The following is a 15,398-nucleotide window of genomic DNA, read 5'->3' as shown; positions in this document are numbered from 1 at the left end:
AAATCAAAAATGAGACCGCTTACTGTAATAAGTGGGAGAAAGGAATAGGAGAAAGATGGATAGACATTTTTTTGAAAGACGTTGTCACTATAGTATTCGAAAATTTGCAATTGGTGCAGCCTCTGTAATGATAGGTGCTAGTATCTTTGGTGCAAATGTAGTGCAAGCTGCAGAGACAGTTGGAACACCTGAGAAAGAAGGAACAATCACACAAGCTCAGCCACTAGATAAGTTGCCGGACGATTTAGCAGCTGTTTTAAAGAAAGCTGAATCAGAGGCAAAGGCAGATGCAGGTCATGAAGAAAATCATGAAAATACTGCAGGAACAAGTCCTGCAGCAAGTGAAGAAACAAGCCCAGCAACAACTCCAGCAGCTCCCAAACCAGCTGAGACTCTGAAGCCGGTTGAAACACCAAAAGCAGATTCTAAACCTGTAGAACCAGCTACACCTACAATCAAACCAGTTGAAAAGCAAATTGAAGATAGAGAAGATCGTAACCACTTAGAAGGTGTCACTGTTCAAGTAAACGACTCAGAAACTGGTACTCCTTATACTGCTGACAAGGCAGTGGACGGTAATCCTGATACTCGTTGGGCAACAAATCAAAATATTGACAAACCAACTTTCGAATTAACTCTTCCCAAGACTACACTTATTAGACATGTGGAAATTGATTGGGATCGTCGTGTTCGCAATGGGCAAAATGATCCAAATATCAAATCTTGGAGTCTCTACTATGCAGGTCAAGATGATGTAAATGCTAGTGGAGAAAAACAATGGAAACTAGCTCATACCAAGACTGGAGAACCTGTTTTAGATGAGAAAGTTGACTTAGCCAATAGTATTCAAGCTAAATATCTCAAGTTAGAAATCAATGACTATCAAGCGGGCACAATGGGCTGGAGAAACGTTGGTATTCAAGAAATTCGAGCTTATTCAAATATCCCTGATACAAGTAAGGTAACGGATATCCGTCAGGTTACAGAATTGACTATATCTAAAGACGGACAGTCTCTTGTCTTGCCAACTCTACCAGGAAAAGTCAGTCTTATCGGTAGCAACAAACAAGGTGTGATTGACCTTCAAAATCATATTTATAAACCTTTGACTGATCAACGCGTTAAGGTTATGGTAGAGCAAATTAAAGATTCACATACCTTTACTAAAGAATTTGAAGTAGTCATCAAGGGCCTACATCAGGACGAAGGTGTGGGTGTCAAACCAAAAGTAGCACCAGCTGTTCAACAATGGTATGGAAAAGAAGGTCAATCTTCTATCACTTCAGATACAGTTCTTGCGACGGGGGATTCCGGCTTTGAACAAGCAGCAACCTTCTACCAGTCAGACCTTGCCAGCCGTGGATTGGAACTTGCGACAGGTGACAAGCAGGCTCAAAAACGAATTGAATTTAAAAAAGTTGAAAATAAGGGGTATGGTAAGGAAGGCTATGGCATCATGATTCAAGATGGTGTCATTACCATCGAAGCTGCAACGAACACAGGAGCCTTCTATGCTACTCGTACTCTTCTTCAAATGGGGGAAAGCAATCTCCAAAATGGAGAAATTCGTGATTTCCCAAGCTTCAGTCACCGTGGCTTTATGCTAGATACAGGTCGTAAATTTATTCCTTATGACACCCTTGTAGACATCATGCTTAACATGGCTTACTACAAGATGAACGACTTGCAGTTGCACCTCAACGATAACTATATCTTCCTAAAGGAACACTTGGCAGGTAAGAATCTAACACAAGAAGAAGAGCTTAAGTATGTTCTAGAACATGCTAAGACAGGTTTCCGTGTAGAGACAGATATTGTCGGTAAGAATGGTCAAAAATTAACATCAGATGAGCACTATACTAAAGAAGAGATGCAAAATCTGATTAAACTTGCTAAGGCCTTGCATATCAATCTAGTTCCAGAAATTGACACGCCAGGTCATGCTCTGTCATTTGTCAAAGTTCGTCCAGACCTCATGTATCAAGGTAGCCTGAGCGATTACAGAGGTAAACATAACGTAGAACGCGTAGCCATGCTCGACCTAGATAATAAATACGATGAAACGCTGGCTTTTGTCAAATCAGTTTATGATAAACTTCTTGATGGTCCAGATGCACCACTTCATGGGGTATCTACTGTTCATATCGGAACGGATGAATACTACGGAAGTAGAGAAAGCTATCGTCGTTATGTCAATGACCTTATTAAATACATTAAAGGGAAAGGCTATACACCTCGTATTTGGGGATCGCTCAGTGCGAAACGAGGTAAAACAGCGGTCGATTGGAAAGATGTAGAAGTTGATATCTGGAGTATTGGCTGGCAGCAACCAAAAGAAGCTATTGCTCAAGGAGCTAAGATTATCAACATAACAGATATTCCAACCTATAGTGTACCAAATGGTGATAATCGTCAAACAGCTTATGGTGACTATGCTAACTATGAAACACAATATAATAGGTGGACACCAAATGATTTCCGAACAGGTCATGGTCCACTTCTAGAAGCATCAAATCCAAATGTAATTGGTGGTGGTCACGCAGTTTGGAATGATAATATTGATCTTCATGAGACAGGTTTGACATCTTATGATATCTTTAAACGCTTCTTTAAGAGCATGCAAACAACTGCAGAACGCACTTGGGGATCTGACCGTGCGGCTGCGACCTTTGCAGAACGTACCCTACCAACGAGCCCTTATGCGCCACAGTCAAATCCTGAAAAAGAGATTGATCAAAGTGATTTATTTACTATCAATCCTGAAACAGTGAAAAACTATGCAAGTAAGAAAATAAAAGCTACTGATCAAGGTTTAGCATTTGATAAAGACAGTAGTATTGAAGGCTTGGCAGGTGACGTTGGTCCAAGTCATGTCTTGAAGTTTGATGTAACTGTCACTGGAGACGGTGAACAAACCTTCTCAACAAGTGGAGACAACCGTATCTATCTAGCTGATAAAGACGGCTATCTTGCTTATCAATTTGAACAGTTCCATATCCAGTTCAAGAAAAAACTTGAAAAGAATAAACGTTATCAAATCTCTATCGTGACCAAACCACAATCAACGGAATTCTATGTGGATGGTGAGAAGATTGAACGTATCGCAAATCCAGCTCACCCTCGCTTTGCTCACAATAGCTTGGTTCTACCGCTTGAGAGCATCGGTGGGTTCAAAGGGATTTTACATAGTGCAGAGTTGTCAGCTAAACCATTTGTAAATCCTCGTTTGATTCCAACAGATCATTTCACAGTTTCTGCAACTAGTCAAGAAACACCAGGAACAGCGACTGAAGGTACTGTTGAAAAAGCCTTTGACAATGATCCAAATACCTTCTGGCATACTAAATGGACTGGTGATACTGCTCCGTACACTCTTTCTATGACCTTGAAAGAAGCAGAAAAAGTCAATGGTTTGACTTATCTCCCACGTCCAGGTGGTGGAAATGGGGTCGTGACTCGCTACGAAATCTACGCACAAAAAGATGGCCAAATGGTCAAGGTTTCAGAAGGAAACTGGGACAACAACGCTCAAGAAAAAACAGTCAACTTTACGGCGGTTCATACCAACAAGATTGAGTTGAAAGTTCTATCAGGTGTTGGGGGCTTTGCAAGTGCAGCTGAAGTTCATCTATTGAAGCCTATCAAAGAGGGACAAGAAACACCAGAACCAGCACAACCATCTACACCTGAAACTCCAAAAGTCGAGCAAACAGGTGATGGAACAGTTGAACTAGCGGATCAATTCACTGCAAGCAAACCAGCTAGTGAAGATAGTATTGCAGCTGCCAGCAAGAGCGCAGATTATCTCAAGAAAGAGTACAAGGTTTTCCCAACTCCACAAAAAGTGACTTATGGAGAAGGAGTCACAGCTCTTCGTAAGCAAGTCAATCTGGTAATGGGAGATCAACTCGATGTCTATACTCGTAATCGCTTGAAGAGTGTCTTGCGGGACAATCAAGTATCCTATACTACTAGTAAATCAGCAGTTGCTGGCGCAACTAATATCTATCTTGGAGTGCATGGGCAAGGTTCACAAGCAGAACAAAACTTGTCTAATGTTTCAGCAGGTCTCTTTGATAAGATTGATGCCTATGCTTTGACCATCAAGGATAATTCGATTTCCATCGTCGGAAAAGACACAGATGCGGTCTTCTATGGTTTGACAACTTTGAAACATATGCTCAAGGAAAGTCAAGTTCCAGTTCTTCGCAATGTAACAGTGGAAGATTACGCTGAAATCAAGAACCGTGGTTTCATCGAAGGTTACTATGGAAATCCATGGTCTAATGCAGATCGTGCTGAACTCATGCGTTTTGGTGGCGATTTGAAATTGACCCAATACTTCTTCGCACCAAAAGATGATCCATACCACAACAAGAAATGGCGTGAACTTTACCCAGAAGAAAAACTAGCTGAAATTCGTGAACTTGCTCGCGTTGGAAATCAAAGTAAAACTCGCTATGTTTGGACCATTCATCCATTCATGAACAACCGTATCCGATTTGGTAATGAAGCGCATTACCAAGAAGACTTGGCAACCATCAAGGCTAAATTTACCCAGTTGATGAAAGTGGGTGTCCGTGAATTTGGTATTCTAGCCGATGATGCACCAAGCCCAGTTGGAGGCTACAATAGCTACAACCGCTTGATGCAGGATATGACTAACTGGTTGACAGAAATGCAAGGAACTTATAGTGGACTTCGCAAAGAAATGATCTTTGTTCCAGGTCAGTATTGGGGTAATGGGCGTGAAGCAGAGTTGAAATCTTTAAATGAAAATCTCCCAAGTTCAACCTCTATGACTTTGACGGGGGGTAAGATTTGGGGTGAAGTTTCTGAAGGCTTCCTATCAACTCTCAAGAACAATCTAACTGCAGGTGGTAAAACTTATCGTCCAGTATCACTTTGGGTGAACTGGCCAGTTACAGATAACTCTAAACAACACTTGATTCTAGGTGGTGGTGAGAAATTCCTTCATCCGAATGTAGATCCAAGCTTGCTGTCTGGTATCATGTTGAACCCAATGCAACAGTCTGAACCATCTAAGATAGCCCTCTTCGCTGGAGCTCAATATACATGGAAACAGTGGAAATCAGAAGAAGAGGCCAAGAAACTCAATGACATTGCCTTCAACTTTGTTGAAAATGGTCATTTTGAAGATAGCAAGGTATCAGCAGCCTTCCGCGAACTTGGTAAGCATATGATTAACCAAAACATGGATGGTCGTGTCGTTAAACTAGAAGAATCAGTTGAATTAGCTCCAAAATTGACAGACTTCATGACTAAGCTCAAAGCGGGTCAGGATGTAACTGCAGAACGTGCAACCTTGCGTGCAGAATTTGCCAAGATTAAAGAAGCAGCTGAACTTTATAAAGCATCAGGTGATCAAAAGATGGTTGCACAGATCCACTATTGGTTGGATAATGCAATCGACCAAATGAATGCCCTTGATGCCTTCCTAACAGGAACAGAGGCTATGGCTACAAATGATGCAGCCAAACTTTGGGATAGCTACTATAAAGGTTTGAAATTGTACGAACAGTCTCAAACTCATACCTTCCATTATGTAGACCATCTTGAAAAGGCTGAATTGGGTGTTCAACATATCCGTCCATTTATCCTATCCTTGAAAGAAGTTCTAGCGTCTGAAGTTCAAAAAGTCTTGTATCCAGATCAAATCATCAGCACCTTTATTACCAATCGAACAGGTGTAGAAGGTGGTTTGGCAGAAGTAACGGATGGTGACTTGGCAACTCATGCCTTGATTAAATCACCAAATAGCATCAAGACAGGTGATTATATCGGTATGAAATTCAACAAACCGGTAGATATCCAAACCTTGACCTTTGCTATGGGAACTCAGGCAAATCCACATGATACCTTTAGCAAGGCTGAAGTGCAGTATTTGGATGAAAATGATAACTGGGTAACCTTGAAAGAGCCAAGCTATGTCGGAAATGAATCTCTTCTTAAATTTGAGAATCTCCATATTAAGGCTAAGGCAGTTCGTATGGTTGCGACAGAAGATCGTGAAAATACCTGGTTTGCGGTTCAGGAAATTGCAGTCAACCGTCCAGTTGAAAAAGCACGTGGCCAACAAGCGACGACAGTTAGTCTTAGCTCAAACTTAGTTTACAAACTAAATACCTCAGCCCGTCAAATCACTGATGGCAAGGACAATACAGAAGCCATGATGGCAAATGCTGACGGTAGCAATACGACTCCAGTAGATGCCTGGGCACAGCTTGACCTCGGTGAAATCAAGTCAGTGACTAAAGTTCGTCTTCGCCAAGGAAATGATGATAAACTTGGCACAGGTGTACTTGAGTACTCTACAGATGGAATTGCATGGCAAGAATTAGATCGTTTGGCAGGAGAACAAACTAAGGAAGTGACTAGAGCTATCAATGCTCGTTACATCCGAGTACGAAATACCAAGGCAAGTGACATTTGGTGGCGTATCCAAGACTTCTCTGTTGAGACACGTTCTGGAAATAGCGATTTAACAGACACCAACGTGGATGCTTTGAAAGAAACACCAGTAGTGGATAGCTTGGGCAGTTACGAGCTTCAAATTCCAGCTGGAACCAAACTTCCTGCGAATAGTTATCTAGGTATGAAGCTTGATCGTATCCATCAAGTCAAGAGCATACAGCTCCAAGGACAGGCCAACCCAGCCCTAAGTTTAGAGTACTCTGCAAATGCTCAAGAATGGACACCAGCTAGCCAGTTGACAGACAGATCTGTCGCGACCCACTTGGTACGTTATGTTCGTCTTGTGAATAAAACAGACCAAGAGCAGGCTGTTCCATCGACTTCTATCCTTGTAACAACTAAAGAAGTACAACCAACCAAACTAGAATCTACAACTATGGGCATTCATCCAACATATGGAAGTAATGATGTTCGTAAGATTAATAACCTCGATCAATTGTTTGATGGAGTGTATAACAACTTCGTTGAGTTTTCAGACTATGCCCATAAAGATGGCCATGTAACCTTGAAACTTGGTAGCGAACGCACTATCAAGAAGATCAGAGCCTACATCCAAGACGGAACTCAAAACTATCTTCGTGATGGTAAAATCCAAGTCAGCCAAGACGGTAAAACCTGGACAGATGTTGTGACAGTGGGAGATGGTGTAGCTAATAGTACACACGATGATTCATTGACAGATGGTTGGACACATGATTCTAAGATGCCAGGAAATCGCTATATCGAGGGTGAATTGACGACACCAGTCAAAGCAAACTATCTTCGTGTCCTCTATACAGCTGACTATGATGCTCGTTTTGTAGGATTTACAGAATTGGTGATCAATGATGGCGAATTTGTCAAATCAATCAATGATCCAACTGTAGAAGGAAACGGTGGCGAAAGCCGAGGCAACTTCTATACTAATCTCGTAGACGGAAAAGTTTTGACTAGCTACAAGGCGGAAAATGATAAGGGTGAAATGGTTTACCACTTGTCAGAACCAACCAATGCCAACCATCTACGCCTTGTTTCAAGCCTTCCTGAAGGAGCGAAAGCACGAGTTCAAGCGAGAACACTCAAGGATGGTCAAGAGAGCTGGACAGACCTCGGCGCCATTACATCTAGTCTCCAAACATTTGCTATCCGAAATGGTGGTTCTCTTCTAGATGTTAAACTGGTCTGGGAAGGTGGCAAGGCTGAGTTTTATGAATTGGCGAGCTTCTATCAAGAATTGACAGAAGAACCTGTTCAATCGAGCAAGGGTGAAGAACCAGCACCAGTGCTTGAGGTACCTGAATTTACAGGTGGTGTGAATGCAGTTGAAGCCTTGGTACATGAGCTTCCAGCCTACACAGGCCCATTGTCAACCGTAGGTGACCAAGCTGCACCGACAGTAGAGAAACCAGAGTTTCAGGGTGGTGTGAATGCAGTTGAAGCTTTGGTACATGAGCTACCAGCTTATACAGGCCCATTGTCAACCGTAGGTGACCAAGCCGCTCCAACAGTAGAGAAACCAGAGTTCAAGGGTGGAGTCAACTCCGTTATGGCCTTGAAACACGAACTACCAGAGTACACAGGGCCATTGTCAACCGTAGGCGATCAACCAGCTCCGACAGTAGAGAAACCAGAGTTCAAGGGTGGAGTTAACTCCGTTATGGCCTTGAAACATGAGCTACCAGCCTACACAGGTCCATTATCAACCGTAGGTGACCAACCAGCTCCGACAGTAGAAAAACCAGAATTTAAGCTAAGTTCGTTAGAAAAATCTCAGACTCCAGAAGCACCAGTTCAAGTTGCCAAGGAAGACAAGAGATTGCCAGAGACTGGTGAAAAACAGTCAGAAACAGCTATTTTCTTGGCAAGCGTTGGACTAGCCTTATCTGCTATCTTTGTAGCAAAAAGCAAAAAAGATTAGTTGTGTATGACAATTAAACTCTTTCTTAATAGTATTCTAAACCAGTGGAGTGTATAGAACAAAAAACCTGAGAAGTACAATTGGCCTTCTCAGGTTTTTATGGCTCTTTGTCAACTGTAGTGGGTTGAAGAAAAGCTAAGATCGAGAAAGGACACATTTCGTCCTTTCTTTTTTGATATTGAGAGCGATAAAAATCCGTTTTTTGAAGTTTTCAAAGTTCCGAAAACCAAAGGCATTTCGCTTGATAAGTTTGATGAGATTATTGGTCGCTTCCAATTTGGCGTTGGAATAGGGTAGTTGAAGGGCGTTGACAATCTTTTCTTTATCCTTGAGGAAGGTTTTAAAGACAGTCTGAAAAAGAGGATGAACCTGCTTTAGATTGTCCTCAATAAGTCCGAAGAATTTGTCTGGCTCCTTGTTCTGAAAGTGAAAAAGTAAGAGCTGATAGAGATTGTAGTGGTGTCTCAAGTCTTCTGAATAGCTCAAAAGCTTGTCTAGAATTTCTTTATTTGTTAAGTGCATGCGAAAAGTAGGGCGATAAAAACGTTTATCACTGAGTTTACGACTATCCTGCTGTATGAGCTTCCAGTAGCGCTTGATGGCTTTGTATTCATGGGATTTTCGCTCAAATTGATTCATGATTTGGACACGAACACGACTCATAGCACGGCTTAAGTGTTGTACAATGTGAAATCGATCTAGAACGATTTTAGCACATGGAAAAAGCTGTTTAGCCAAGGCATAATAAGGACTAAACATATCCATCGTAATGATTTTCACCTGACAACGAACAGCTCGCTCGTAGCGCAGAAAGTGATTTCGTATGATAGCCTGTGTTCTGCCTTCAAGAACAGTGATGATGTTAAGATTATCAAAATCTTGTGCAATGAAACTCATCTTTCCCTTGGTAAAGGCATACTCGTCCCAAGACATAATCTCTGGAAGACGAGAAAAATCATGCTTAAAACGGAAGTCATTAAGCTTGCGAATGACAGTTGAAGTTGAAATAGCCAGTTGATGAGCGATATCGGTCATAGAAGTTTTTTCAATCAATTTTTGCGCAATTTTTTGGTTGATAATACGAGGAATTTGGTGATTTTTCTCGACGAGAGAGGTCTGTGAGACCATCATTTTAGAGCAATGATAGCACTTGAAACGACGCTTTTTAAGGAGGATTCTGGTAGGCATACCAGTTGTTTCAAGGTAAGGAATTTTCGATGGTTTTTGGAAGTCATATTTCTTCATTTGACTTCCACATTCAGGACAAGATGGGGCCTCATAATCCAGTTTAGCGATGATTTCCTTGTGGGTATCTCTATTAACAACATCCATAATTTGGACATTAGGGTCTTTGATATCGAGTAGTTTTGTGATAAAATGTAATGGTTCCATATGATTCTTTCTAATGAGTTGTTTCGTCGCTTTTCATTATAGGTCATATGGGACTTTTTTTCTACACAAAAATAGGCTCCATAATATCTATAGGGGATTTACCCACTACAAATATTATAGAGCCGTTTTTATTATCTAATTATTGATTGAATAAAGAAAAGATTGAAAAACCACCCAATTTTTGGGTGGTTAGTAATTTATTGTTGCGCTGGTTGAGGATTTTGGTTAGGCTGACCTTGATTGGTACTTGGTTGTTGTGTTACCGTATTCTCGTTGGTTCCAGCATTGGGAGTAGCTGTATTTGCATTTGGATTTGTGTTTGGTGTCGTTACACTTGACTGAGAGGTTGAAGTCTCTGGAGTCTGGCTCGCAGGAGCAGGTGTAGAACTTTGTTGAGTAGCAGGAGCAGTCCATGTAGGACGAGCTCCATTCTTAAAGACATATTCTCCACTCCTATATAAGCCCTCAGGCATAGTCCAATCTCCTGGGTGGTCATCTTCTGATAGGTAAGTCATCATTGAACGATAGACTGAAGAAGCAACTGTGAACCCATTGCCGATGACTGGAGTAAGACGATTTGAGTAACCTGTCCATACGGCCATCGAATATTTACGAGTATAGCCGACAAACATTTCATCCGGTGCAACAAGTTGACTTGATTTAATATGATTTTCGATTTCTTCATCTGAATAGTTAGAGGTACCTGTCTTACCAGCCTGAGGAAGCCATGAAATATAGGCGTTAAAACCAGTTCCAGAGGTCAAGACTGTTTTCATCATTTCTGTCATCATGTAAGCAGTGGTCTCTTTCATAGCTCGGGTACCAGGGTCAGAAAATTCTTTTTCGCTACCATCACTAAAGACAACTTTATTAATGTACATCGGTTTGTGATAGATACCACCATTGGCAAATGCAGCATAAGCAGCAGCCATTTTTTCACTACTTGCACCGTACTGTTTGTTGGATTCAGTTGTGTTACTTGAAATGGCGTTTGCATAATGCATGCTTGGATAGTCGATACCAAGACCATTAAGGAAGGTTTTAGCTCTATCTAGACCGACCTTATTCAAAGTCTCAACGGCTGTGACATTTCGTGATTGTTGAAGAGCATACTGGATTGTAATGTTTCCAAAGTAGCCATGATCCCAGTTGTAGACTGGAGTATCAGTGCCAGGATAGTTATAAGGAACATCATGTACAATAGAAGCAGTAGAGTCATAGACTCCATATTCTAAAGCGGGAGCATAGTCAGTGATTGGTTTCATAGTAGAACCCCAGTCACGATTGGTTTCAACGGCTTGGTTGATTCCGAAAGATACATTACTTGATTGGTGACGGGCACCTAACTGAGCAATGACTTTACCATTTGTTACATCCACGATAGTGGAAGCTACTTGAAGTTCATCATCTGGATAAGCAACGTACTCATCTGTATTGTAAACATCCCAAAGTCTCTGTTGAACATTTTTGTCGACATTAGTATAGACTTCCATACCTGTGGTAAGAAGGTTGTAGCCCGTTTCTTGTTCGACTTGGTCGATTACTTCTTTGAGGTAGTTGTCCATATAGGCTGGGTAACTATTGGCTGACTTCAAGCTTTGAAGACCGTCAGTGATAGGCGTATTAATAGCTTTTTCGTAATCTTCTGCACTGATATATTTCTGTCCCTTCATTTCTGAAAGTACCAAGTTACGACGCTCTAGAGCAGCTTCTGGATGGGAATATGGATCATATTGGTTTGGTGCTTGAGGCATTCCGGCTAAGAGTGCTAACTGTGGCAAGCTTAAATCCTTCAAGTCTTTTCCATAGTAATTTTCGGCTGCGGTTTGCATTCCATAGTTACCGTTAGACATGTAGACTTTGTTGATGTAGTAGGTCAGGATTTCTTGCTTGGTTGCTTTTTGCTCTAATTGAACGGCTAGCCAAGCTTCTTGGGCTTTACGTGACAAGGTTTGATCGGCAGTTGAAGTAGAGAAATAAGTTAATTTAATCAATTGCTGAGTCAAGGTTGAAGCCCCTTGGAGCCCTCCTTTCCCTTGGAGGTTTCTCAATGCCGCCCCCATGATACGAATGGTATCAACACCTCTATGATCAAAGAAACGGTGGTCTTCGATAGACACGATGGCCTTGACCAAGTCAGTAGGAATTTCATTTGCTTGGGCATTTACGCGACGTTCAGATCCAAGGTCAGCAATCAGTTCGTTTTTGTTGTCATAAATCTTGCTAGAGGTTGTCGCAACTAATTTACTTTCAGATAAGGCTGGAGCCTTGCTAACAAAGTAGAGGAAGACACCTCCACCTAATAGAAATAATGCGATAAATAAGGTAAGAAATGTAATTCCAATATACTTTAAGAATCGCAGAATAGTTTGTTTATTCATCTTGTTTTACCACCTAGTAAACGTTCTTTGATAATATCGAGATAGGGAATTTGAGGGAAAGCTCCTTGCTTTATTAAATATCCGTATTCTTGAATATATCCAAGTGGCATTGATTTTTGGCCCTTATCTTGATGATAAAAGCGAATCAAATCAAGTGCCGGCAACAAATAAGTTTCTTGTCGAGAAGAAAAATGAAGTAGTACGAAGCAAATGCCCTGCTGTTCTAGAACTTGTTCCATATGTTGAATCTGGTGAAGATGGAAGTTCTTCATTGGGATAGCATTTTTTTGCCGCGTTTCCTTGGCTTCAAAGTCAATGTAATGTCCTCTATATACGCCAGAGTAATCTGTTGTGGAAGCTTGTCTAAAGTAGGCTTCTACAATTTTGGCTCGACTACGTTGAGGATAGTCTACTCGAACAATCTGAACAGGCGTTGGCTTTTTATGGATAACTGCCATACCATGCGTCAGATAGTAGTCGTTTGTAGCGTTGATCATCTTTTCAAAAGTCATTCCTCGATTTGCGAAATTTTTTGGTTGAGAAATGGATGTTTGGCTTTTTTTTGATGAAATTTTATGAGGATAGTTGACCATATTTCTCCTTATTGGTACAATAACATCACTCTATTATACCATAAAAATAGAAAGAAAGGTGTAAAAATGACTACAGCTTTAATTATGGGATATTCTAATTTTGACTTGGGTTTGTTTAATGAAAAAGATATCAGGTTAAAAATTATAAAGAAAGCCATTCGCCGTGATTTAGAAAGTTTAGCAGAAGAAGGGATTAAATGGCTGGTCTTTACAGGAAACTTGGGATTTGAATCTTGGGTGCTGGATGTCGCAAATGAAATGAAAGAAGAATATGATTTCAGCCTAGCGACCATTTTTGATTTTGAAACACACGGGGAAAATTGGAATGAAGCGAATCAGCTTAAACTTAGCCAATTTAAGCAGGTCGATTTTGTCAAATATGCCTATCCTAAATATGAACATATGGGGCAACTACGAGACTACCAACGATTTTTACTGGAAAATACTGATTTAGCTTATTTTTTCTATGACCCAGAAAATGAGACTAAATTAAAATTTATAGACAATTTGATGAAAAATCAGGAAGGTTATCGCATAAAAAGGCTAACCTTTGAAGACTTAAATGAGCTAGTAGAAAATTTTTCTGAAAAGTAAGGCTTTGACCTTGATTTTTGTTTGCCTTTTTTTATATAATAATACTATTAGAAACCGAGAATGGAGAGAGAGATGGCAAGTATTATTTTTTCAGCAAAAGATATTTTTGAGCAAGAGTTTGGACGTGAAGTCCGTGGATATAGTAAGGTTGAAGTTGATGAATTTTTGGACGATGTCATCAAGGACTATGAAACTTATGCTGCCTTAGTCAAGTCTCTCCGTCAAGAAATTGCAGAGTTGAAGGAAGAATTGTCTCGCAAACCTGAATCTGCACCGGTTCAAGCAGAACCACTTGAAATGACAGCAACGACTTCTATGACGAATTTTGATATTTTAAAACGTCTAAATCGTCTTGAGAAAGAAGTATTTGGGAAACAAATTTTGGATAACTCTGATTTATAAGAGTGTATTTGAAAAGTGCAATTTTTGGATAATCGCGTGAGGAGAATTTCTTTTCATGAGGAAAGTCCATGCTAGCACAGGCTGTGATGCCTGTAGTGTTTGTGCTAGGCGAATCCATAAGCCTAGGGACGAGAGATCGTTACGGCAGTCGAAATGGCTAAGTCCTTGGATAGGCCAGAGTAGGCTTGAAAGTGCCACAGTGACGGAGTCTTTCTGGAAACAGAGAGAGTGGAACGCGGTAAACCCCTCAAGCTAGCAACCCAAATTTCGGTCGGGGCATGGAGTACACGGAAACGAACGTAGTACTCTGACTGCTATCAGCTGTAAGTTGTTAGTGGTAGACAGATGATTATCGAAGGAAGTGGTCCTAGTCACTTCTGGAACAAAACATGGCTTATAGAAAATTGCATATAGGTTGGGGCTGAGAAAACTTTCTCAACCTCATTTTTTAAAGTGGACATACAGAAAGGTCTTATAAGTCTGAAAATGAAAAAAGAATTTAATTTAATCGCTACTGCTGCAGCGGGTCTTGAGGCTGTCGTTGGTCGTGAAGTGCGAGAGTTGGGCTACGATTGTCAGGTTGAAAATGGACGTGTTCGTTTTCAAGGAGACGTGAGAGCCGTTATCGAAACCAACCTCTGGCTTCGGGCAGCAGACCGTATCAAGATTATCGTAGGAACTTTTCCAGCTAAGACTTTTGAGGAGCTCTTTCAGGGAGTTTTCGCTCTAGATTGGGAAAATTATTTACCACTTGGAGCTCGATTTCCGATTTCAAAAGCCAAATGTGTGAAATCTAAACTACACAATGAACCCAGTGTTCAGGCTATTTCAAAGAAGGCCGTTGTTAAAAAGTTGCAAAAACACTACGCCCGCCCAGAAGGTGTTCCTCTGATGGAGAATGGCCCAGAGTTTAGGATTGAGGTTTCTATTCTGAAAGACATAGCAACTGTCATGATTGATACAACAGGCTCCAGTCTCTTTAAACGTGGCTATCGTACCGAAAAGGGTGGGGCTCCTATCAAGGAAAATATGGCGGCAGCCATTTTGCAACTCTCTAACTGGTATCCAGACAAGCCCTTGATTGATCCAACCTGTGGTTCGGGGACTTTCTGTATCGAGGCAGTTATGATTGCTAGAAAGATGGCGCCTGGTCTTCGTCGCTCCTTTGCCTTTGAGGAATGGAACTGGATTAGCGATCGCTTGATTCAAGAAGTTCGCACAGAAGTAGCCAAAAAAGTAGATCGTGAGCTTGAGCTAGATATCATGGGCTGCGATATCGATGCACGTATGGTGGAAATTGCTAAGGCCAATGCTCAAGCAGCAGGTGTTGCAGGAGATATTACCTTTAAGCAGATGCGCGTGCAGGATTTGCGTTCCGATAAAATCAATGGAGTGATTATCTCTAACCCACCTTATGGGGAACGCTTGTCAGATGATGCAGGAGTTACCAAACTCTATGCTGAGATGGGGCAAGTATTTGCACCGCTGAAAACGTGGAGCAAATTTATCCTAACTAGTGATGAAGCCTTTGAGACCAAGTACGGCAGTCAGGCGGACAAGAAGCGCAAGTTGTACAATGGAACTTTAAAAGTTGATTTGTATCAATATTTCGGTCAGCGTGTTAAACGTCAGGAAGTAAAGTAG

General features: G+C 41.2%; 7 protein-coding genes and 1 other RNA gene. 5 read left to right on the top strand and 3 right to left on the bottom strand.

The window, feature by feature from the left end; all coding sequences use genetic code 11:
- Positions 1–55 precede the first annotated feature (55 nt).
- Positions 56–8,392: an SIALI-17 repeat-containing surface protein gene (locus tag KB197_RS08835; RefSeq protein ID WP_064276678.1), complete on the top strand. Its 8,337-nt coding sequence runs from the start codon at positions 56–58 to the stop codon at positions 8,390–8,392.
- A 135-nt stretch (positions 8,393–8,527) separates the two neighbouring features.
- Here KB197_RS08835 and KB197_RS08830 read toward each other — a convergent pair whose 3' ends face one another.
- The 3 genes from KB197_RS08830 to recU form a co-directional block, all read right to left on the bottom strand.
- Positions 8,528–9,784, bottom strand: coding sequence for an ISL3 family transposase (locus KB197_RS08830; protein WP_212574075.1), 1,257 nt, complete (start codon positions 9,782–9,784; stop codon positions 8,528–8,530).
- A gap of 197 nt (positions 9,785–9,981) precedes the next feature.
- Positions 9,982–12,165: a penicillin-binding protein PBP1A gene (gene pbp1a, locus KB197_RS08825; protein ID WP_212573681.1), complete on the bottom strand. Its 2,184-nt coding sequence runs from the start codon at positions 12,163–12,165 to the stop codon at positions 9,982–9,984.
- Positions 12,162–12,758: a Holliday junction resolvase RecU gene (gene recU, locus KB197_RS08820; RefSeq protein WP_033685492.1), complete on the bottom strand. Its 597-nt coding sequence runs from the start codon at positions 12,756–12,758 to the stop codon at positions 12,162–12,164. Before recU ends, pbp1a begins: the two co-directional genes overlap by 4 nt.
- Positions 12,759–12,824: 66 nt before the next feature.
- Between recU and KB197_RS08815 the strand changes: the two genes are divergently transcribed.
- The 4 genes from KB197_RS08815 (at position 12,825) to KB197_RS08800 (ending at position 15,398) form a co-directional block, all read left to right on the top strand.
- Positions 12,825–13,352 (top strand): DUF1273 domain-containing protein, encoded by a 528-nt coding sequence (locus KB197_RS08815; RefSeq protein WP_049516192.1) that lies wholly within the window; start codon positions 12,825–12,827, stop codon positions 13,350–13,352.
- A 72-nt stretch (positions 13,353–13,424) separates the two neighbouring features.
- Positions 13,425–13,754 (top strand): cell division regulator GpsB, encoded by a 330-nt coding sequence (gene gpsB / locus KB197_RS08810; RefSeq protein ID WP_000146534.1) that lies wholly within the window; start codon positions 13,425–13,427, stop codon positions 13,752–13,754.
- 20 nt (positions 13,755–13,774) lie between these two features.
- An RNA gene (gene rnpB, locus KB197_RS08805) (RNase P RNA component class B) lies at positions 13,775–14,156 on the top strand.
- Between the two features lie 84 nt (positions 14,157–14,240).
- Positions 14,241–15,398: a THUMP domain-containing class I SAM-dependent RNA methyltransferase gene (locus tag KB197_RS08800; protein ID WP_212573680.1), complete on the top strand. Its 1,158-nt coding sequence runs from the start codon at positions 14,241–14,243 to the stop codon at positions 15,396–15,398.

It is taken from the genome of Streptococcus sp. 11-4097 (genome assembly GCF_018215285.2).
GTDB lineage: Bacteria > Bacillota > Bacilli > Lactobacillales > Streptococcaceae > Streptococcus.
This window is presented reverse-complemented; position numbering and strand designations above follow the sequence as displayed.

Excerpts from the sequence above, each read along its gene's own strand:
- KB197_RS08815 (WP_049516192.1), top strand. The coding sequence starts at position 12,825 with ATGACTACAGCTTTAATTATGGGATATTCTAATTTTGACTTGGGTTTG.
- pbp1a (WP_212573681.1), bottom strand. The coding sequence starts at position 12,165 with ATGAATAAACAAACTATTCTGCGATTCTTAAAGTATATTGGAATTACA.
- KB197_RS08800 (WP_212573680.1), top strand. The coding sequence starts at position 14,241 with ATGAAAAAAGAATTTAATTTAATCGCTACTGCTGCAGCGGGTCTTGAG.
- KB197_RS08835 (WP_064276678.1), top strand. The coding sequence starts at position 56 with ATGGATAGACATTTTTTTGAAAGACGTTGTCACTATAGTATTCGAAAA.
- KB197_RS08830 (WP_212574075.1), bottom strand. The coding sequence starts at position 9,784 with ATGGAACCATTACATTTTATCACAAAACTACTCGATATCAAAGACCCT.
- recU (WP_033685492.1), bottom strand. The coding sequence starts at position 12,758 with ATGGTCAACTATCCTCATAAAATTTCATCAAAAAAAAGCCAAACATCC.
- gpsB (WP_000146534.1), top strand. The coding sequence starts at position 13,425 with ATGGCAAGTATTATTTTTTCAGCAAAAGATATTTTTGAGCAAGAGTTT.